Raw genomic sequence first — 18,702 nt, 5'->3', positions numbered from 1 at the left:
GCGACCGGACTTTCTCCGTGTAGGGAAAAGTAGAGATTACATAAGTCCTTCTGTCGAAGGGTTTTGATGACCCGGCCGGCAAATTTTGTGCGTAATCTTCGTTTCAGCAATTGATAAGCCCAATACTGATCTTTAAGCCGAGTAGCAAATGGGCAATGGTTGCTCATGACTCAGGTGGGTGGGCAGACAAGAGCATCAGAAGATCGATGGTTCGTGCGTCGAGTGCATTGGGATCTTCGTTTTTTTCGACGGTTAGAAATTGGCTCCATTTATGGGGATTGAAACGGGGGACAAAGGTCAGGCAATCACTTCTAGCCAAGCTTTTTAATTGTGCGAGTGGCATCTTTCGGAGTAACGAAACCGCTTCGGTCGTTAAGCCTAAGCAGAACATGGCTTTCTGTTCGCTGCCGGAAAAAATTAAGGATTGAGCGACAATGAGGTAGTCGAGATTGAGTTTGTAGAGATTCTCATCCATTCTGCAATCCTTGATTGGCTAAAGAATTGCGCGAATTTGATTTGCCAGGGCAATAACTTTCCGTCCGTACTGGATGGCGGCCGGCTCATTTTTCCAACTGTAATATCGGCCTATGCCATGTGCAAGATTGCCAGGCACCGATTGGATGGCCTCGGAGAGTACACTTGCACCGATTTCGAGATTGGTGCTTGGTATCAAGAGTTGCTCTGGTTTCGCAACACGGTGGCCATGCCACCTAAGATTGACTTGCATCATGCCAACGTCGATATTGCGTTTACCTTGCTCCAACATTTGATTGAGTAAGGCTTCGGCTTCCTGCTGGCTGCCAGGAATATAGGCGTTGCCAGCGTTGTTGATGGCCCATGGCGAGGGTATGACTTTATTCTGGTCATCGTTTTTTCGCGATTCGGTGAGCGCAACGGCATAGAGAATGTAGGGGTCAATGCCATGTCTCCGAGCCACTTGGCCCCATAGCGTGTTCCGTAATGTGGTTTTTGAACCAGGAGACTGTTGGTTGCTACTGTTTATTTGAATGGCTCCATCAGCCATCGACTCCATAGGTTGGCTGATGAGGCAAAAGCCGCCCATCATGCCAATCCGAAAATGCTTAACAACGTTTTGAAATGGAAACTGAAGATTAAGATTTTTTGAAGGAATATTGCACATCGCAAGTTCGCCGTAATGGTCTTGATGCGAGTTTACGACGTTGCCAAAAATTCTATACGCTCGAAAAACCGCTCTTTTCACGGTTTTTCGCTGGCCCTCTGAATTTGGCCTTGCTTGATCTTGCGGTCGGTACGGAGCGTGATGACTGGAGCGGGCTGAAGTTGGATTAAGTTTAAACGTGCAACCAAGAAGTTTTTATGGCGCGATTTTTGGTTTAATGACATATTAAGTGGCGCATTAAAACTAATCGCGACACCAAAAATCAAATCATGCCAAAAATAGTCCCATCAGAAGAGCTGGAGAGAATCGAAAAGCTGATTGCTCAATATCCCGAAGGTATTGGCGCGAAAGACATTGCGCAATGGCTAGATTTCGAAATTAAGGGCCGCACTTTACAACGTCGATTGGCCACATTGGTGGCAGAGCGTCGCATTGTTAGCGAAGGCGATGGACGAGCACTGAAGTATAAAGTCGTAAAGCTTGGCACGGGTATCGCCGTAGCTAATGGTGTGGATGACTCAAACTGGCATGGCGTTGACGAAGTTTACATTCCCATTTCGCCAGAAGGCGAAGAGATCAAGTTCTTTATTCGTCAACCACGAACTCAACGGTCTCCCGTCAGCTATCAGCCGGATTTCCTGGGGAAGTATTATCCAAACCACACCTATTACTTATCAGCTGGTTTACGCGAACAATTACATACCCTGGGCAGGTCGCCGTCTGAGCAAACCCCGGCAGGAACGTTTGCCCGTGACATTCTGAATCGCCTGCTCATCGACCTTTCTTGGGCTTCTTCCCGTTTGGAAGGCAATACCTACAGTCGACTGGATACCGAACGCTTGATTGAGTTCGGTCAGGCGGCTGAAGGCAAGGATGTCATGGAAACCCAGATGATCCTCAATCACAAATCGGCCATTGAATATTTGGTACGCGATACCGAGCATGCCGGCGTTACGGCCGAAACCATCGTTGCCTTACATGCTTTTTTATCGGATGGTTTGTTGGCAGATCCGATGAGTTGTGGTCGCCTGCGCAATCGGGCGGTCGATATCGGCGGCAGTGTCTATTTGCCAATTGCGATGCCGCAACGGATTGAGGAGTTGTTTGGGATTGTCATGACCATGGCTGCTGAAATCAACGATCCGTTTGAACAATCGTTTTTCCTGATGGTGCATTTGCCTTACTTGCAACCCTTCGAAGACATTAACAAACGGGTTTCGCGGTTGGCGGCCAATATTCCGCTGATTCAACACAATCTTTGCCCACTGTCGTTTATCGACGTGCCGCAACAGGCTTATGTGGACGCGGTCCTCGGCGTCTACGAGCTGAATCGAATTGAATTGTTGAGAGATGTCTACATCTGGGCTTACGAGCGTTCATGTCAGCAATACGTTGCCGTGCAACAGCAGCTCGTACCACCGGACATCGTTCGATTACGTTACCGAAATGAGTTGGCCGAAGTCATACGAGCTATTGTCAGGGATGGACTGGCAACAGATGGAGCGGCGATTTTGGCTGGCACTCCGGATTCCGTGTCTCAGGAAGACAAGCAGAAATTTATTAATTTGGTACAAAACGAACTCAAAACGTTACATGCGGGAAATGCTATCCGTTTTGGCTTGCGTCCTCTAGAGTTTTCGGTATGGCAGGAAAAAGGAACAAAATTCTGTGATTGAATTGAACCAACAAATAACTAGGGGCTAATTTTTTATTGATCTAATAAAAATCAACACTATGTGTTTTTATCTCCGCTCAACTCGATTAAGTAGTTTTCCCATTTTAGTAAGGCGCTTCGTTTTTCCTGTAAATAATCATATCTATCATAATGTTTTGAGCTTACATCATTTAGAGCATGATTTTGTATCCTATCTCTGATGCTTTTTTCAATGCCAATTTCTCCCATACGAGTCTTTACTGTTCTTCTTAAATCTCTCGGGGTAAAAGTATCGATACTGCTTATTCGCGTGATTGCGTGAGCCAAAGACGTTTTGTGTATTGGTTTTTCTTCGTTATATCTACTTGGAAAAAGATAATCAGAGTTTCCGGAATACGGCCATAATTTATCAAGTAACTTTTTAGCTAACGGAGTAATAGGCAATATCAGCCAGCGTTCGTTTTTCACTCGCTCTGGCGGGGCGCTCCAAATCATGGTGTCAAAATCAAACTCATGTTTCATTGCGCCGCAGAGTTCCCAAGATCGACAGCCATATAGCAGTAATAGTTTTGTAGCCAGATGGAATTGCTCAAGAAGGCATGTTTCGTTCCAAAGTACTTTTATTTCAGAAAATGATAATGCTCTTTCTCCTGCAACTTCCGCACTGGTATCTTTTGGAATTGCATCGACAGGGTTGGCTTGTATTTGAAAGGTGAAATCATTTGATAGGTTTTTGGGGTCGTTATCATGATAAACCCCTAATTCAAATGCTCTTCTTAAGTATGATCGAATCCGATTAGCTTGAACATTCGAGCCACGCGAGATAATGGTGTGAAGTATTTTTCTTATATGGGCTGGCGTTACGTCTTTGGCTTGGAAGTCCAAAATGTCTTTACAGTTGTAATGAAGATCTGCCTCAACTTTTTCAAAAGTTCGCTTTCCTGAATCAACCATGTGCTTGATGTAGTAGTCAAACAAATCGGCTACGCTGCCAAGTCTCAGCTCAATGCGGGATTGTGGGTCAATTCCGCGATCGATCTCCCGTCTCAGTTCACGACACTTATCCCTTGCCTCAGATAGGCTAATCGATGGGTACCGTCCTAGGCTTGCGAATTTTTGTTTACCATCTGGACCTGCATATTGAATAAAAAAGGTTACGCTTCCGGCTGGCGTCACTTTGACACCAAAGCCTTTATCGGGCCCTTTTTCATAGAGTCTATATGCCGACGGTTTTGCCTTGAGCCCTTTGATTGATTTGTCAGTAAGCATAATTTCGTGGTCACTTTGTGGTCACTTGAATTCCGCAACATAAGGTCACAGAATGAAACAACCATGAACGGATGATGTTATAAAGTTCAATATAATCGGGCATTTAGGAATGTTCTGCAACATACAGAAGTACGTGGTAACATAGTCTTTAGCGACTGTTAATCACTAGGTCGGCGGTTCGAGCCCGTCCGGGGGAGCCAGATAAATCAAGGCTTTAGATGAAAATCTAAGGCCTTTTTTATTGCTTATTAATTTTATGTAGGCATTTTGCCAATAAAAATAATTGCATAAGCCTTTGTTTCGTACATTACAAGTCCACCTCCATCAGCACTTCACATCTTGAAATCGCATAGCGCAGAATCTCTAAATGAATCCTGTTGTCGAATTGTGACACAACAAAAATTAAGGCTATCTGTTGGGGGATTTTTTATCACCAATAAATTTTAAATTTACCTAACGTCAGCCAAACGGCAACAGACGACCAACTCCAATCCCCTAATTGCCAATTGAGTTCTCAATGCAGCCGTATCGGATTTTGACTGGGTTCTCCCCCCAAGAGGCAAAATAATTCATTGGCCAATTGTTCCGGACTCGAAATCGTGATCAGTACCAAGCGGCTACGCCTATCCTGGTTTATTCGCTTCGGCAACTGAATTGGTGAGTATAAATGGCCGGCGACGGCATGTACTGCTAACGGCTCAGCACACTCAGGGAAATAAACAACCCCTTTGATTCGGATCAAGTCATCGGCATGGTTTGACAACAAGGTTTGCAAAGTAGCTTGTAACTGCGGCCAACTTGGCGTGTGTTCCAGATAAAGCGACACGCTACGAAAACCATGTTCCGGCAAGGCTCGGCCGGTAGTAATACGCCGGAAAGACGGTGGTGTTTTGCATAGCAACATGGAGGCATCAAACAGATCACGCATAGCCGTCAGCGTTGGCGTAGCGGGTGCCTGAAGCTTTAAGTAGTCAATCAGTTCAGCGTGTTGCTTGTCATCGGCCAGATCAGCGTGAGTCAATAACAACAGGTCGGCCCAAGCCATTTGTGCACGAGCTTCGGCGTGATGCTCCAGTTGGGCAAGGGCTGACGGAATCGCCAGGGTGGCGACGATTTGTTGCAACCGGTAGCGTTTGGACAACCAGGGCTCGCGCAGTAGTGTGTCCAATATGGGTTCCGGACTGGCGACACCGCTGGTTTCGATAATGACGCGTTCAAAAGGTTTGGTTTCAGAATTATTCCAGGCCATCCACAAGTTCTTCAAGGTGGGTGCCAATGCGCCTTTGATCTGGCAACACAAGCAACCGCCGGACAGTACGGTCAGTGGAATGTCCTGATTTAGCAGCAAATCCTGATCGATCGGTGTAGCGCCAAACTCGTTGATGACCACCGCCGTTTTCACGCCGTCCGTCAACAAGCGGTTTAACAGCGTGGTCTTGCCGCTACCCAGAAAGCCGGTCAGAACGATGACCGGGATTTTGTTTGCAATCATCAAGCGCTCAATAATGTTGCCGTGAAACACGCCAAGGTGCTGGTAAAGTATAACCTGTAGACTTCAGCCCCATATCTAAACGTCGGCATCGATATGGCAGGCCAGCAACGCTTTTAGTATCTGCTGCTTACCAGCGCCGAGAAAGCCGGTCAAAATGGTAACTGGTACCGGGTAATTGGGTTTTGGGCTTGTGTTCATCTTGACCTGAATCCGTGACTTAAAAGGCCATCCACGGCCGCAACGCAATGATTTAAAACGCTTATTCTGGGATAATACCGCTATTCTTCCATTCACCCGGCGAGTGATTCATGAAGCGGTTTATCCTGGAGCAATCTGAAACTGAATTTTATACCAGCCATTCTGGATTAGCCTTGGTCGGTTTATGTTTGAATCAATATGGCCAGCTCAATCAGGCGCTGGAAAAAGGTATTCCGCTACGGCACGGTATTGCTCACGCCGATATTATCAAAAGCTATATAGGCACCCTTAGCCTGGGCAAAAGCGACTTCGAAGCCATCGAAAACCATCGCGACGACGACTATTTCAAAGCCGCGCTCGCCATTCATCAAGTACCCTCCAGCGCCCGCCTCAGACAGCGACTGGATGAACACGCCGACGCCTTATTACCGATCATTTATCAAAGCAACCTCGATTTTCTGGCTCACGCCCAGGTGCCGGTAACGCCGTTAGCCACAGGCCATGTCGCGTTGGATATCGATGTTTACCCCATGAACAACGAAAAAACCTGCAAAGAAGGCGTCTCCCGAACCTACAAAGGTTTTGACGGCTACGCCCCGATTGCCCTCTATCTGGGTAAAGAGGGCTGGTGTATTGGTAATGAACTGCGCGAAGGCAAGCAGCATTGCCAATACGAATTCCGCTATGCGCTGGAGCGCGGACTCGCCGCCGCGAAACGTTTGACGACTTTGCCTTTGTTGGTCCGGCTGGATGGCGGTCACGACGCGCTCGACAATCGCATCGACTTACACGAAGCCGATCAGGTCGATTTCATCATCAAATGGAACCCGCGTAAACAAGATGCCGACGCCTGGCTGGCCTACGCCGAACAACACGGCCAGTGGACCACACCGCGCGAAGGCAAACGCGTGGCCTTGTTCAGTGTCATGGAGCAACACACTCGCAACGGTAAAACCTATACCTGTCGCCGGGTCATGCAAATCACCGAGCGCACCATCACGGCTCAAGGCCAAGCCCTCGTGCTACCGGATATCGAAATCGAAGGCTGGTGGACCAGTCTGCCGGTGGCCGATTACGACGATGCCATGGTTATTGCCCTCTATCGCGACCATGCCACCGCTGAACAATTCCACAGCGAATTCAAGACCGATCTGGATATCGAGCGCCTGCCATCCGGCAAGTTTGCCACCAACGACCTGATCATGAGCCTCAGCGCCTATAGCTACAACATCCTGCGCTGGATAGGCCTGATCGGCTTGCTGGGCGAACAAAGCCCGATCAGGCATCCTGCCAAGCGGCGGCGTATCAAAACCGTGATCCAGGAACTGATGTATCTGGCCGCGCGACTCATCCGTAGCGGGCACCGGCTGAAGCTGCGCTTTTCACAGAGCTGTCCCGGTTTCATCGCTTTTGAATCCACCTACGCCAAACTCGCCGCCGGCTAGCGACTGATCGCTCTGCCATCGATAGCACAACGCCGCAAATTCACAGTGGCCTGGGAATCCTGCGCCTAAAGTCCATCAAATTGAATCATGTAGGGAAAATATTCCAGATAATACGCTGCATTTCTAGCCGTTAAACTCGATTGCCCGGACCACACTTTTAAATTCAGCGAATTTTGGAAGAGTATGACGAATAAAAGGTCTGGCAATATGTGGAGTCACGGATTCAGGCTTGAATCTCCAGAAGCAATAGAAGTTAGGGTTGACTCAACAGCGATTCACTATTCGGCTGTGGCTCGCTAATCACCACGACTCGCTCGACGCACACGGCGTGATAAAAACAACTGGAACGCAGGGTATGACAGGCTGGCCCCTGTTGATGGACCATTAGCAGCAGCGTATCGCCATCGCAATCGAGGCGCAGTTCTTTAAGCGTTTGATGGTGGCCCGAGGTTTCGCCCTTGCGCCATAGCCTCTGCCGCGAGCGCGACCAGTAACAAACCCGACCGGTACTCAGTGTTTCCAGGATAGCCTCGCGGTTCATCCAAGCCAGCATCAATACCTCACCGCTATCGTATTGCTGCGCAATGGCCGGCAATAGGCCGTCGGCGTTAAAGGGTAGTTCGGCTAATACGGCGTCCCACGGCAGACTGTCGCCAACGGCCAGGATTTCCGCGCGCTTAAACAGGTTCATTTCACCCGCTCGATCAGCGCATAAGCCGAATGGTTATGAATCGACTCGAAATTCTCTGATTCCACCGTGTAGGCTCCGATGCGCGGCTCTGCGTCCAAACGAGCGGCAACGTCGCGCACCATGTCCTCGACGAATTTCGGATGGTCGTAAGCCTGTTCGGTGACATATTTTTCGTCCGGTCGCTTCAGCAAGCCATAGATTGGCGACGAGGCTTCGGCCTCGACCAGCGCAATCAAATCTTCCAACCAGATGAATTCTCGGGTCGCCGCCGTGATGGTGACATGCGAGCGCTGGTTGTGAGCGCCGCGCTCCGAGATTTCCTTGGAGCATGGGCACAAGCTGGTCACCGGTACCATCACTTTGACCTTGGTGCGACAGCCCTGGGCGTCGATTTCGCCGATGAAGCTAACTTGATAATCCAGCAGACTGCGCACGCCGCTGACCGGCGCGGCCTTTTCGATGAAATACGGAAAGCGCATGTCGATATAGCCGGATTCGGCTTCCAATCGCTGCAGCATTTCCTGCAACATGACCGGGAACGAGGCAATGCTGATCTCCCGGTCATGGCCATTCAATATTTCCACGAAGCGCGACATGTGGGTGCCCTTGAAGTCGTGCGGCAGATTTACGTACATGTCAAAGCGGGCCACGGTATGTTGTTCGCTGCAGCTCTTGTCCTTAACCCGTACCGGATGCAGGATGTCCTTGATGCCGACCTTGTCGATGGCGATTCGACGGCTGTCGGCGCGGCCCTGGATGTCTTCGATAGCACAGGCGTTCATGCGGCGACCTCGCTGTAGCGGACGCTGGCATTGTCGGTTTCGACTTTCCAGTTATGCCCATGCAGGCGGCGGCAATCGCCGGGATAATCGCGCAAGGTATGCGCCGAGCAAAACTGGGGGTGAACTTTCAGGCTATAGAGGCCGCAGGTTGGCTGCGTTTGTGTAGAGAGAGTCATGGGTTTTCAAGTCGTCCTGGTTGTTTACCGGATAGGTTGGAAGGGTATTGGTTTTGCTGGGCTAGTTCGGCCAAGGCTTGCGCCAGCGGCAAGGTTTGTTGATGTCCGCCGTGCAGCCAGCGCAGGGTAACTTGACCGTCTTGCATTTCCCGCTGGCCGACCACGATCGGCAGCGGCACTTTGGCCACACTGTGTTCACGGATCTTGTAGCCGATTTTTTCATTGCGTAAGTCGGTTTCCACATGCAAACCGGCACCGTTTAATTGCCCGGCAACCTCCAGCGCATAGGCTTCGGTTTGTGCGCTGATGGGCCCAACCACAACTTGCATCGGTGCCAGCCAGAACGGCAGCCAACCGGCGTAATGCTCCAGCAAAATGCCGGTAAGGCGCTCCAGCGAACCGAACAAGGCCCGATGCAGCATCACCGGGGATTGCTTGTTGCCGTCGGCGTCGATGAGTTGGCTCCCAAGCGGCCCGGCAGATTCAAATCGATCTGCAAGGTGCTACATTGCCAATCGTGCCCCACCGCATCTTGCATAGCGAAAATCAAAGCGCTGCGATGTTACGAAAACGCGGCTGTTTGGAGTTGTCAAAATCGGCGTCGTTGACCCCGTACTGGCTGAGATTCAAACTGTAAAAACGGTCGAAATACTGTTTGATGGTGCGGGTGATGCCGGCGTCGTAAACCGGGGTGACGGCTTGCGCCAAGCCGGCAGGTCTGTCGATCACGACGCCGTTCTGCACCACCAGCCGGCCGTTTTTGAACAGCAGTGCCGCATCGGCGAACATGGCCCGGTAATCGGGACGAGGTCCAACGGTTTGGCTGGATCGCTTGTGGGGATCGTAAACGGCGATGTCGGCCACCGAGCCGGGGGCAAGATGGCCACGGTCGTTGAGACCCAGCAGTTTGGCGGCAGAGGAACGCGTCATCGTGGCAATTTCATCTAAAGTCAATTCGCGCTTCAGGCCCGGCAACAGCGTTAGGGCTAGGGCTTCCTGATTTAGCTGCGTCATGTATTCCTGCCGGTAGTCGGCGTCCATCAGCAGCCGCAACAGTTCCGGGTAGGCCGTGAACGGTGCGCCATTGGGGTGATCGGTGGTGAAAAACAGTCGTTCCGGTGCGTCGGCCAGCAAAAACAGTTCCAAACCAATTGCCCATTGCAGAGTGTTGACGAAGCTAGCCTCGCGGTAACGGTACGGCACCACGCCGCCCGAGCCTTCGGTTTCGGCGTCCCACATCACGTATTTAGCGGGGCTGGCATCGCTGTGGCGGCTGTATTGGGCGATGACGTCGCCGGAGATGGTGACGGTCTGGCCGAACAGCACTTGGCCGACGTCCATGGTGATGTTGGGATGGCGGTTGAAGGCTTCCAGCAGCTTGGCCGCCGCCGAGGAAAAGCCTTTGGCGCCTTCGCTGCCATAGGCGTAAAACTGCACATGGGCCAGGTGCATCGGCAGGCCTTGCGCGGCTTCCATCGTTGCGACGATGGTGTCGACATTGCCCGGAATCCCGAGATTGTTGCAATGTACGTGCACCGGATGGGGCACGCCGAGCTGACAAACGGCGGTTTGCAGGGTTTGCAAAATCTGCCGTGAGCTGACGCCGTAATCCGGCACGATATCGTCGAGGCCGAATTGGCGGGCATTCGACTTAAAAGCATTGGCACCGCCGGCGTTGATGACTTTCAAACCCAGAGCACGCGTGGCGTTTAGGGTCCAGGCCACGTAATCGTTGATTTGGTTTTGGCTGGCCTTGGCCCGCATCAGCCGGAGAAGCAAGTCGTCGTTGCCCAGAATCGCCAGCGCGGCGGTGTCGATGATCGGGATGTCGGCCATTTGCAGATGCACGTCCAGCGCGTTGACCGGCAGCATGGCGGGCTCGACCACGGTGGTGTAACCCATCCGGGCGTAGCGGTAGCCGGTGTCGGTACTGGACCATTTGGCGCTGGAAAAGGGGTGATTGAACCGCCGCGCCATGTGGTTGCGGTGTTGCTCCGGCAACAATAGACGAGCGGTGTTGACGTTGCCGCCGGCGATGTGACTGTGGATGTCCACTGCGCCGGCCATCACCACTTTGCCGGTCAAGTCGAACACGGCATCGAAACGTGCGTCCGGGCCAGGGTCGGCGACAATGGCGCCGTCCCGTACGAACAGGTCACGGATTGCGCCGTGTAGGTTTTGCGCAGGGTCGTAAATCGCGCCATTTTGCAGTTTGATGAGCATGGGGTGGTTTGATGGTTGATGAACGTAATCCGGATGCAGCACAATGCAATCCGGGGCGTTACAACATATCCAGGGTCAACAACAACCTGCGCGGTTGTACCGCAGTCGGTATCGGTGAGCGGTGCACCAACCCGTAGCCTTCATTGCCTTCCCAGTTTTCGCCTTTCATCAGGCCCACCGCGTAAGCCGGCATTTGCCGAATCCGGTCTGATCCGTGATCAGACCGGATTCGGCATCGGATTGGCCACAGTTGCTCATGCCTAGTTTGCGGCGATTGAGGGCATATTCCGGCAGCCATTCGGTACCGATGCCGCCGTAACTGCAGATCATCCGTACCGGCACCCGGTCGACATGAAATCGAGGGCACATGGCTTTATCCAATGTCCTGAGGCGCAAACCGGCTTCGCGGCGACCGAACAGTTCGCAGAAAGCCGAAACCAGCATCTCGATATCCGCCAGCCAGTCTTGATAGCCGGGTAATGGCGCCGCGTTTGGCCAGAGCCTATTGAAGTCGAAATGCAAAGGATCGACTGGCTGGCTAATCTCAATACTGCCGGCATCGTGTAATGCCTTGTAGACGAACTGCTCGATGATGGCGGGTAACGGCCGTTTGATCAGGCACAAATTGACGCCGTCTTCATAGATGCGCGACAAATCGGCGAAGTTATTGGAGATGACCGTCTTGGTAGCCGATGGCTTGAATAGCGGTCGAAATTCATCGGCAATGATGGACGATGCACTGTCTGGTTGACGAAATGGAACATGAGTGAACATAACTAAACTCCTTAGGCAGCCAGTAAGGCTTGTTCAAAAAAAACGATGCATTGCATGAAGCCTATGCCTGAGGCAAAAGCCGCGCTTTGGCTGCCGAGATGGGCCAGGCTGGAACGTTCGTGCAATACGGGGATCAGGTCGGAGGCGGCAATGTAGATGAAGCCGCCGGCGGCAATCGGCAGCAGCACAATCAATGAAGATTCGGCGACCTGACTGAGCAGCAAGGTAAAAATCGCCCCCGGCAATACCGTCAATGAACAGTAAAAGTTGTAGAGCACGGCTTGGCGGGATGTAAATCCACCACGCAACAGCGCACCAACGTCGCCGAGCTCTTGTGGAATCTCGTGCGCAATGATGGCCAGTGTGGTGGTAAGCCCCAAGACCGGATCGGCCAGAAAGCTGCCGGCAATCAGAATGCCGTCGACGAAGTTGTGCATGGCATCGCCAATCAGATTCATTTTTGCCAAAGGCAAAATGTGATCGGCTGTTGGGCGGGTGTCGACATTGTGGTCGTGCCGCCAGTGCACGCCTTTTTCCAGCACGAAAAAACCAAATAGGCCGATCAACACCGTCAGGCATACATCACTGACAGCGCCATGGCGCTGGATGGCATCGGGAATCAAATGAATGAAGGCATCGCCCAGCAGCACCCCGACAGCCAGGGCGACCAGATTGGGTACCAGCCATTTTAAAGTCTCGGGTTTTAGCCAGAGCGCAATCGCACTCGACAGCGAGCACAAACTGACGGCAAGACAGCCGGCAATAGTGCCGACTACGGTCGTTAAGGCAATCGTCATGTTCGATCCAGGCCAGAGGTTTTTATGGAACGGTATTGGTGGTGCGAACTGTAGATGAACGCGGCGATTTTGCCGGGCACTAAGTGCGTGGCGAAGTGAGCCAACATGAAGCCCAGTACCACCAAAAATACCGTGGACAAGGCGCGTTTGTAGGCCTTGTCGTCTAACAGTCGCAGGACAATGGACAGAATCGCCAGCAACTCGATGCCGATGATGTGTAAGTAGGTGTCGATGCTAGCCATCGGCAAACCACTGTGGAAAATCATCCCGGTAGTTGAGCCAGGTGTCCGGGCCGGCCGCCAATTCGGCTTCGGTTAGCAGGCAGGCGTCGAGTTCCATGCACACTTTTTTGGCATCGACGTTTTGACCGATGAATACCAGTTCCTGGCGGCGGTCGCCGAAAGGTTCCTTCCATTGTGATTCGATGTCGTCCAGATATTCCACGGGCCATTGTTCCTTGGGGACCGAGGCCCACCAGCGCCCGGCCAAACCGTGATGCATGACGCCGCCGGCCTGCGACCAGCTACCCGCGTGTTCCGGGCGGGAGGCCAGCCAGAAAAAGCCTTTGGAACGCAGCAGGGTACCGTTGTCCCATTCCCCTTCGTGCAGGTGTTGATAAAATCGTTGTGGATGAAACGGCCGGCGGGCACTGTAAACAAAGCTGCTGATGCCGTATTCCTCGGTCTCTGGAATGTGCTCACCGCGGAGCTCCTTCAGCCAACCCGGCGCTTGTTCGGCTTTTTCGAAATCGAATAGACCGGTATCCAGCACTTTGGCCAAATTGACTTGGCCCATCAGCATCGGCACGATCTCGGCATCGGGATTCAGGCTGTGCAGGATGGCTTTCAGATTGGCGATTTCGTCGCTAGCAATCAGGTCTATCTTGGAAATCAGGATGACGTTGGCGAATTCGATTTGATCGACCAGCAAGTCGGCAACATTGCGTTGGTCGTCTTCGCCCAGCGCTTCTACCGCTTCCTTCAGGCTCAAGGCCTCCTGGTAGTTGCGCATGAAGTTGACTGCGTCGACCACGGTGACCAGGGTATCCAGCCTTGCCACATCGGACAGGCTGACGCCGTTTTCGTCGCGGAATGTAAAGGTTTCGGCAATCGGCAAGGGTTCGGCGATGCCGGTGGACTCTATCACCAGATAATCGAAACGGCCTTCCTTGGCCAGGTTGCCTACCTCAGTCAGCAAGTCTTCCCGTAGGGTGCAGCAAATACAGCCGTTACTCATTTCGACCAGTTTTTCCTGGCCGCGATTCAGTTGTACTTCGTTTTTGACCAATGCGGCATCGATGTTGACTTCGCTCATATCGTTAACGATCACCGCCACCCGTCGGTTTTGGCGGTTGTTCAGGATGTGGTTGAGCAGAGTCGTTTTGCCGGCGCCTAGGAAACCGGATAGCACAGTGACAGGTAGTTTGTTAGTCTTCGCCGAATTTAAATCGCTCATAGAGATGTTATATTGTAGCAATCAAGTATCTAAAAAAAGGCGCGCTAACTGCGCGCCAAGGTTGAGGGGCGGTTAATAACTCAATCTAAAGCCGACTTCCGCGCCGCGGCCGGGTTCCGGCGCGAAGTTGCGCTGATAAGACACCGCGTTGCGGATGTTTTGATCCAATAGGTTGTTGCCTTTGGCAAACACCATCAGTTTGGCGTCCTGATAAGCCTTGAGCTGATAATTGACACCGGCATTCAACAGGAAATAGCCGGCCGTCGAGGTTTCGAAGTCGCCAACATAGGTCTGGTCGTCGGCACGGGTAAAGCGCAAATAACTGGATAATTGCTCTTTGGTGTAATCCAGTTGCAGGCCGTAACGCAGCGGCGGCATGCGTGGCACATCGCCGCCGGACTTGAATTCGCCCCTTGTGTAGTCGCTGAATAGCGTTAATTCCAACAGGCCGTGGCGATTTTCCATGACCGGGAAAATCAGCTTGGCTTCGTAGCCTTTGAAAATGGCGTTGGCCTGGCTGCTTTGCAGCACAGGCACGCAGTAACTGTCGTCGCAGTGTTCGCTGTGACCTTCTTCATCGAGGAATTCGCCGGTGCGGCGCTGGTAGATATAGTCGCTGGCCCAATTGTGGAATAGGTCCAGCTCGGCGCGCATCCAGTCGCTTCTGAAGCGGTAACCCAAATCGAGGTTGTAAGAGGTTTCTTCCTTTAACGAGGTGTCACCGCGTTCCCAGCTGCGGGTGGCGTGGTGAAAACCGTCGGACAGCAATTCCTGTACCTGCGGTGCGCGCGACGAGCGGGTCACGGCCACATTCAAACTGTTGCTGCCGTCGAGTTTCCATAAGGCCGACACCGAGGCGCTAACCGGCGTATAGCTGAAGCTTTGCATGCCGTCCGGGCGGATGTCGGTCTGTTCGACGCGGGTGCCGAATTGGTAGGTCACAGGGCCGGCGTCAAAAGATTCCACGGCAAACACGCCGTAACTCTGCACGTCCGAGCGTGGCACGATGTTTTCCACCAATGGGCCTTCATGTTCGTCATGTTCATCATGATCTTCTTCCTCGTGCGCGTGATCATCCTCATGCTCAGCGTGATGGTGCGTGTGGTAATGCAGACCATGAAAATCGCTGGATTGCGCCTGAAAACCGACCACGCCACGGAACGGCCCGATGTCTTGATGTTCCAGCTCGACGCGGCCTTCGTAGGTTTTATTGGTAAACAGAGCGCCCATTTCGCCGTTGGCGATTTCGGTGTGCTGGTAATCGGTATAGCCCAGTCGGGTGCGTAGGGCTTTGGCGAATTTAAACGGATTATCCAGCTCGCTCTTGAAATCGTATTTATTCTGCCGCATCGCGATTTGCACGATTTCTTCGCCGGTACCATCCGGGGCAATGCCATAGTTGTTGTTGATGTTGTTGATGGACGCGCCGGCAAAGCCGAAATCGTCTATCCAGGATAAACCGGCCGAGCCGCTGATGGCTTCGGCACCGGTGTTCTCCAGATAGCCATAGGGATTGTCGACGATTTCCAGCGACGGATCGGTAATGGCCACTTTGGCGGCATCGATCGCCCGACCGCCGATATCCAGATTGTCGCGATGGCGGTAAAAACCGTCCAGGTGGTAGGCCAGGTTGCCTTGGCCGCCGTCGATTCTCAGCGCAGTGCTGGTTTCGTCACTGGTGGAGTCGAAACGCTGTTCCAACGCGCCGCCCAAGGCTTTATCGGGCATCTGGCCTGGAATGCGGCTATCGATGACATTCACCACGCCACCGATGGCGCCGCTTCCGTACAATAGCGTCGCCGGGCCGCGTAGCACCTCGATACGGTCGGCCAATAGGGGCTCGACGCTGGTGGCATGATCCGGGCTGATCGCGGACATGTCGTTGGCGCCGATGCCATTGTTCAGTACCCGTACGCGAGGCCCGGCCTGTCCACGAATCACCGGCGTACCGACACCGGGGCCGAACGACTGGCTGCTGATGCCCAGTTCGTTTTTAAGTGTCTCGCCGATGCTGTGGCCGGTTTTCATGCGCAACTCGTCGCCGCTCAAAACCGTTACCGGTGCGGCGCTTTCCGAGAGTTTCACTGCTAAAGGAGCCGTAATGATCACCGGTTGGAGCTCAATATTGGCTTGTTCTTCAGCTTGAACAGTTATTGCAACGGAGCCTGAGGCGGCCAGAAAAAAGAGTTTTTTGTACATCGTATTTCCAAATCGAATTGAAAGACAACGTTATATCGTCACATTTTTATATTACAAACAGTGGTAGCAATATAGGTTTACGCTCAATTAGCTAATCGCTTTGGCCTGAGCGCATCGGCGGCAAATACCATGAATTTCAATCGCATTGCGCTGCATGGTAAATGACGCCTGTTCAAGTTCCTTGGCAATGGATTCCATCATTCGCTCACCGGGTCTTTCCTCGACTTCATGGCATCGGACGCAAGTCAGCAATAACTGCTCGTGCCGATGATCCGAAAAACTGCAACCAATGAAGGCATTCAGACTTTCCACCTTGTGGATCAATCCTTGTTCCAATAAAAAATCCAATGCTCGGTAGACCGTGGTGGGTTTGGCTGTCCCGGTCTTTGGTTTGATCCGATCAAGCAGATCATAAGCCTTGACAGCTCGATGGCTCTCCCAAATCAGTTCCAGCACTTCTCGACGTATCGGTGTAAATCGAACGCCGCGTTGACTACACAATTGCTCTGCCGTCTGAATCGCTTTTTCACGGCAACCACTATGGTCATGTGTCGTCGAAGTATGCTCCAACTCGGTCATTTCAGCTTGTTACCTCATTGCAGGGTGTGCCATTCAAATATTGAATGTTACTTTATAACATCGCTTTCGTATAGTGCCAATATTTTTCATATGCAATCGCCATCTGATTAGAAGCGAATTTTTGACGCAAAATCCGCCATACTCCATGAAATCCGCTCTAGGCCTCTTGGTAGGCCAATACGCAGCACAATAAATCGGAGTAGTATGATTTCGATTTTGAGCCTCAAAAAACCTGTCAAGCTTTTTTTGATTTTTTGAGGGGCGAGTAGTTACCCAATATTTTTCATATTCAATCGCCGTCTGGTTACTGCTCATAACCAGCCACTGGTGAATAATGTTTTTCTCTTGCCTGAATGTCGCATAATGGCCGTTGACGGACTCCATTTTTTCAGGTGTTTGTCAAATTTAACCAAACTCAAAATTAGGTCTGATCAGGTTAGGCTTAGATCGGATTTAATTAGCGTGGGTACACTTGTGTGCATTCGATAAGGTGCCGGTTTACGCCTCAGCTGAAGGCGGCTATCGAGGCTTGCAGGAAGCATAAGGCCACGTTAGTTATTGCTAAGCTGGACCGGCTAGCGCGTAACGTGCACTTCATACCTGGACTACTTGAAACGGGGATGGGCTTCGTAGTCGTTGATATGCCCCAAGCCAACAGGGTAATGCATTCAGATGCATGCAATTTGGCGCACAGCGATATTTCCAAACCGTGAAACATTAGCTAACCAGCGTTGATACAATAGCGCATCCGTTTCATATCTTTCAGGGAGTATTCCATGATCCGTTTTCCAGCCGAATGGGAACCGCAATCCGCCGTCGTCATCGCCTGGCCGCATTCTAGCGGCGACTTTACCAATCTGTCCGCGGTCGAAGACAGCTATCATTTTATCGCCACCACGATCAGCCGTTTTCAACCCTTGATCATCGTCTGCAAAAACGGCGAACATCAGGCGCATATTCAATCCTTGTTGAATCATGGCGAGCGCATCCACTTCGTTCAGGCCAATTACAACGACATCTGGGTACGCGACACGGTGTTTCTGAGCCTGGAATGGCAGCATCCCAAGGCCAAGCTGCAACTGGTCAACTTCCGCTTCAACGGTTGGGGCAACAAATATCCGCATGATGCCGACAACGCGCTGAACCTGGCGCTGTTCGCCCATCCGATCTTCAAGGGCCATCCAACGGCGACGGTGGATCTGGTGCTGGAAGGCGGCAGCGTGGAATCCGACGGCCAAGGCACCGTCATGACCACGAAGAACTGCCTGTTCAATCCCAATCGCAATCCTGGCTTATCGGAACAGGCCATAACCGGCCAGTTAACACGCTATCTGGGCGCAAAACGCATTTTATGGGTCGAGCAAAGCAATCTTGCGGGCGACGACACCGATGCGCATATCGACACACTGGCCCGCTTCTGCGACGCCAACACGATTGCCTACACCAGCTGCGACGACAGAGAAGATGCGCATTATCAAAGCCTGAAGAACATGGAAGCACAACTGAAGTCTTTAAGAACCGCGGCTGGCGAACCTTACAAACTGGTAGCCTTGCCAATGCCTAAGCCTATCATGGATGAAAATGGCCAACGCCTGCCGGCCAATTATGCAAATTTCCTGATCATCAACGAGGCGGTCATGGTGCCGGTCTATGACGATCCAATGGATAAAGTGGCTATCGAACGCTTGACGGCGTGTTTTCCTGATCGTCAGATCATTCCAACACCGTGCCGGCCCTTGGTGCATCAATACGGCAGCCTGCATTGCGCCAGCATGCAAGTACCGGCATTCGTAACGCTCAACCTTTAATATTTTCGTTGGTAGGGTA

At 52.0% G+C, this 18,702-nt stretch carries 21 protein-coding genes; 4 read left to right on the top strand and 17 right to left on the bottom strand.

Features of this window, described 5'->3' with window-relative positions; genetic code table 11:
• Positions 1 to 163 precede the first annotated feature (163 nt).
• Positions 164 to 475, bottom strand: a complete 312-nt coding sequence (locus NM686_RS06735) for a flagellar transcriptional regulator FlhD (protein ID WP_255187113.1) — start codon at positions 473 to 475, stop codon at positions 164 to 166.
• Between the two features lie 18 nt (positions 476 to 493).
• Entirely contained in the window at positions 494 to 1,222 is a 729-nt protein-coding gene (locus NM686_RS06730; protein ID WP_269022612.1) for a transglycosylase SLT domain-containing protein, read from the bottom strand.
• A gap of 188 nt (positions 1,223 to 1,410) precedes the next feature.
• Here NM686_RS06730 and NM686_RS06725 point away from each other — a divergent pair, with 188 nt between their 5' ends.
• Positions 1,411 to 2,817: a Fic family protein gene (locus tag NM686_RS06725; RefSeq protein ID WP_255187111.1), complete on the top strand. Its 1,407-nt coding sequence runs from the start codon at positions 1,411 to 1,413 to the stop codon at positions 2,815 to 2,817.
• 56 nt (positions 2,818 to 2,873) lie between these two features.
• Here NM686_RS06725 and NM686_RS06720 read toward each other — a convergent pair whose 3' ends face one another.
• The 3 genes from NM686_RS06720 to NM686_RS06710 form a co-directional block, all read right to left on the bottom strand.
• Positions 2,874 to 4,064: a tyrosine-type recombinase/integrase gene (locus NM686_RS06720; RefSeq protein ID WP_255187110.1), complete on the bottom strand. Its 1,191-nt coding sequence runs from the start codon at positions 4,062 to 4,064 to the stop codon at positions 2,874 to 2,876.
• Positions 4,065 to 4,578: 514 nt separating this feature from the next.
• Positions 4,579 to 5,556 carry a CobW family GTP-binding protein gene (locus NM686_RS06715; protein WP_255187109.1) on the bottom strand — a complete coding sequence of 326 codons (978 nt, stop codon included), beginning with the start codon at positions 5,554 to 5,556 and terminating at the stop codon, positions 4,579 to 4,581.
• A 75-nt stretch (positions 5,557 to 5,631) separates the two neighbouring features.
• A complete protein-coding gene (locus NM686_RS06710) occupies positions 5,632 to 5,754 on the bottom strand; it encodes a GTP-binding protein (protein ID WP_255187108.1) in 123 nt (40 codons plus the stop codon).
• Positions 5,755 to 5,864: 110 nt separating this feature from the next.
• Between NM686_RS06710 and NM686_RS06705 the strand changes: the two genes are divergently transcribed.
• On the top strand, positions 5,865 to 7,199 hold the full coding sequence (locus NM686_RS06705) for an IS1380 family transposase (RefSeq protein WP_269022609.1): 1,335 nt from the start codon (positions 5,865 to 5,867) through the stop codon (positions 7,197 to 7,199).
• Positions 7,200 to 7,452: 253 nt separating this feature from the next.
• On the opposite strand, the gene hisI is transcribed toward NM686_RS06705, so the two are convergent.
• The 12 genes from hisI to NM686_RS06645 all read right to left on the bottom strand — a co-directional run bounded on the left by hisI (position 7,453) and on the right by NM686_RS06645 (position 16,875).
• On the bottom strand, positions 7,453 to 7,890 hold the full coding sequence (gene hisI, locus NM686_RS06700) for a phosphoribosyl-AMP cyclohydrolase (protein ID WP_255187107.1): 438 nt from the start codon (positions 7,888 to 7,890) through the stop codon (positions 7,453 to 7,455).
• Positions 7,887 to 8,672, bottom strand: coding sequence for a GTP cyclohydrolase FolE2 (gene folE2 / locus NM686_RS06695; protein WP_255187106.1), 786 nt, complete (start codon positions 8,670 to 8,672; stop codon positions 7,887 to 7,889). Before folE2 ends, hisI begins: the two co-directional genes overlap by 4 nt.
• Positions 8,669 to 8,848, bottom strand: a complete 180-nt coding sequence (locus NM686_RS06690; RefSeq protein ID WP_255187105.1) for a 6-carboxytetrahydropterin synthase — start codon at positions 8,846 to 8,848, stop codon at positions 8,669 to 8,671. The genes folE2 and NM686_RS06690 overlap by 4 nt, the downstream gene beginning before the upstream one ends.
• Complete coding sequence (locus NM686_RS06685; protein WP_255188578.1) at positions 8,845 to 9,270, bottom strand: His/Gly/Thr/Pro-type tRNA ligase C-terminal domain-containing protein; 426 nt, start codon at positions 9,268 to 9,270, stop codon at positions 8,845 to 8,847. The genes NM686_RS06690 and NM686_RS06685 overlap by 4 nt, the downstream gene beginning before the upstream one ends.
• A gap of 124 nt (positions 9,271 to 9,394) precedes the next feature.
• A complete protein-coding gene (locus NM686_RS06680) occupies positions 9,395 to 11,071 on the bottom strand; it encodes a formylmethanofuran dehydrogenase subunit A (protein WP_255187104.1) in 1,677 nt (558 codons plus the stop codon).
• A 58-nt stretch (positions 11,072 to 11,129) separates the two neighbouring features.
• On the bottom strand, positions 11,130 to 11,240 hold the full coding sequence (locus NM686_RS06675) for a DUF1826 domain-containing protein (protein WP_255187103.1): 111 nt from the start codon (positions 11,238 to 11,240) through the stop codon (positions 11,130 to 11,132).
• Positions 11,240 to 11,845 (bottom strand): DUF1826 domain-containing protein, encoded by a 606-nt coding sequence (locus tag NM686_RS06670; protein WP_255187102.1) that lies wholly within the window; start codon positions 11,843 to 11,845, stop codon positions 11,240 to 11,242. The genes NM686_RS06675 and NM686_RS06670 overlap by 1 nt, the downstream gene beginning before the upstream one ends.
• Before the next feature lie 11 nt (positions 11,846 to 11,856).
• Positions 11,857 to 12,642 carry a ZIP family metal transporter gene (locus NM686_RS06665; protein WP_255187101.1) on the bottom strand — a complete coding sequence of 262 codons (786 nt, stop codon included), beginning with the start codon at positions 12,640 to 12,642 and terminating at the stop codon, positions 11,857 to 11,859.
• Positions 12,639 to 12,884 (bottom strand): hypothetical protein, encoded by a 246-nt coding sequence (locus NM686_RS06660; protein WP_255187100.1) that lies wholly within the window; start codon positions 12,882 to 12,884, stop codon positions 12,639 to 12,641. Before NM686_RS06660 ends, NM686_RS06665 begins: the two co-directional genes overlap by 4 nt.
• Positions 12,877 to 14,097: a zinc metallochaperone GTPase ZigA gene (gene zigA / locus NM686_RS06655; RefSeq protein WP_255187099.1), complete on the bottom strand. Its 1,221-nt coding sequence runs from the start codon at positions 14,095 to 14,097 to the stop codon at positions 12,877 to 12,879. Before zigA ends, NM686_RS06660 begins: the two co-directional genes overlap by 8 nt.
• A gap of 72 nt (positions 14,098 to 14,169) precedes the next feature.
• Positions 14,170 to 16,296, bottom strand: coding sequence for a TonB-dependent receptor (locus NM686_RS06650; RefSeq protein WP_255187098.1), 2,127 nt, complete (start codon positions 16,294 to 16,296; stop codon positions 14,170 to 14,172).
• Between the two features lie 87 nt (positions 16,297 to 16,383).
• A complete protein-coding gene (locus tag NM686_RS06645) occupies positions 16,384 to 16,875 on the bottom strand; it encodes a transcriptional repressor (RefSeq protein WP_255187097.1) in 492 nt (163 codons plus the stop codon).
• 476 nt (positions 16,876 to 17,351) lie between these two features.
• On the opposite strand from NM686_RS06645, the gene NM686_RS06640 reads away from it, so the two are divergent.
• Together NM686_RS06640 and NM686_RS06635 are read left to right on the top strand one after the other, a co-directional pair.
• Positions 17,352 to 17,588 (top strand): recombinase family protein, encoded by a 237-nt coding sequence (locus NM686_RS06640; protein ID WP_255187096.1) that lies wholly within the window; start codon positions 17,352 to 17,354, stop codon positions 17,586 to 17,588.
• Positions 17,589 to 17,651: 63 nt separating this feature from the next.
• Positions 17,652 to 18,683, top strand: coding sequence for an agmatine deiminase family protein (locus NM686_RS06635; RefSeq protein WP_255187095.1), 1,032 nt, complete (start codon positions 17,652 to 17,654; stop codon positions 18,681 to 18,683).
• Positions 18,684 to 18,702 lie beyond the last annotated feature (19 nt).

The sequence above is a fragment of the Methylomonas rapida genome, assembly GCF_024360925.2.
Taxonomy (GTDB): Bacteria; Pseudomonadota; Gammaproteobacteria; order Methylococcales; family Methylomonadaceae; genus Methylomonas; species Methylomonas rapida.
Note: the sequence above shows the minus strand (reverse complement) of the source record. Positions and strands in the feature narration are given on the sequence as shown.

Excerpts from the sequence above, each read along its gene's own strand:
- NM686_RS06735 (WP_255187113.1), bottom strand. The coding sequence starts at position 475 with ATGGATGAGAATCTCTACAAACTCAATCTCGACTACCTCATTGTCGCT.
- NM686_RS06725 (WP_255187111.1), top strand. The coding sequence starts at position 1,411 with ATGCCAAAAATAGTCCCATCAGAAGAGCTGGAGAGAATCGAAAAGCTG.
- NM686_RS06720 (WP_255187110.1), bottom strand. The coding sequence starts at position 4,064 with ATGCTTACTGACAAATCAATCAAAGGGCTCAAGGCAAAACCGTCGGCA.
- NM686_RS06715 (WP_255187109.1), bottom strand. The coding sequence starts at position 5,556 with ATGATTGCAAACAAAATCCCGGTCATCGTTCTGACCGGCTTTCTGGGT.
- NM686_RS06710 (WP_255187108.1), bottom strand. The coding sequence starts at position 5,754 with ATGAACACAAGCCCAAAACCCAATTACCCGGTACCAGTTACCATTTTG.
- NM686_RS06705 (WP_269022609.1), top strand. The coding sequence starts at position 5,865 with ATGAAGCGGTTTATCCTGGAGCAATCTGAAACTGAATTTTATACCAGC.
- hisI (WP_255187107.1), bottom strand. The coding sequence starts at position 7,890 with ATGAACCTGTTTAAGCGCGCGGAAATCCTGGCCGTTGGCGACAGTCTG.
- folE2 (WP_255187106.1), bottom strand. The coding sequence starts at position 8,672 with ATGAACGCCTGTGCTATCGAAGACATCCAGGGCCGCGCCGACAGCCGT.
- NM686_RS06690 (WP_255187105.1), bottom strand. The coding sequence starts at position 8,848 with ATGACTCTCTCTACACAAACGCAGCCAACCTGCGGCCTCTATAGCCTG.
- NM686_RS06685 (WP_255188578.1), bottom strand. The coding sequence starts at position 9,270 with ATGCTGCATCGGGCCTTGTTCGGTTCGCTGGAGCGCCTTACCGGCATT.
- NM686_RS06680 (WP_255187104.1), bottom strand. The coding sequence starts at position 11,071 with ATGCTCATCAAACTGCAAAATGGCGCGATTTACGACCCTGCGCAAAAC.
- NM686_RS06675 (WP_255187103.1), bottom strand. The coding sequence starts at position 11,240 with ATGAAAGGCGAAAACTGGGAAGGCAATGAAGGCTACGGGTTGGTGCAC.
- NM686_RS06670 (WP_255187102.1), bottom strand. The coding sequence starts at position 11,845 with ATGTTCACTCATGTTCCATTTCGTCAACCAGACAGTGCATCGTCCATC.
- NM686_RS06665 (WP_255187101.1), bottom strand. The coding sequence starts at position 12,642 with ATGACGATTGCCTTAACGACCGTAGTCGGCACTATTGCCGGCTGTCTT.
- NM686_RS06660 (WP_255187100.1), bottom strand. The coding sequence starts at position 12,884 with ATGGCTAGCATCGACACCTACTTACACATCATCGGCATCGAGTTGCTG.
- zigA (WP_255187099.1), bottom strand. The coding sequence starts at position 14,097 with ATGAGCGATTTAAATTCGGCGAAGACTAACAAACTACCTGTCACTGTG.
- NM686_RS06650 (WP_255187098.1), bottom strand. The coding sequence starts at position 16,296 with ATGTACAAAAAACTCTTTTTTCTGGCCGCCTCAGGCTCCGTTGCAATA.
- NM686_RS06645 (WP_255187097.1), bottom strand. The coding sequence starts at position 16,875 with ATGACCGAGTTGGAGCATACTTCGACGACACATGACCATAGTGGTTGC.
- NM686_RS06635 (WP_255187095.1), top strand. The coding sequence starts at position 17,652 with ATGATCCGTTTTCCAGCCGAATGGGAACCGCAATCCGCCGTCGTCATC.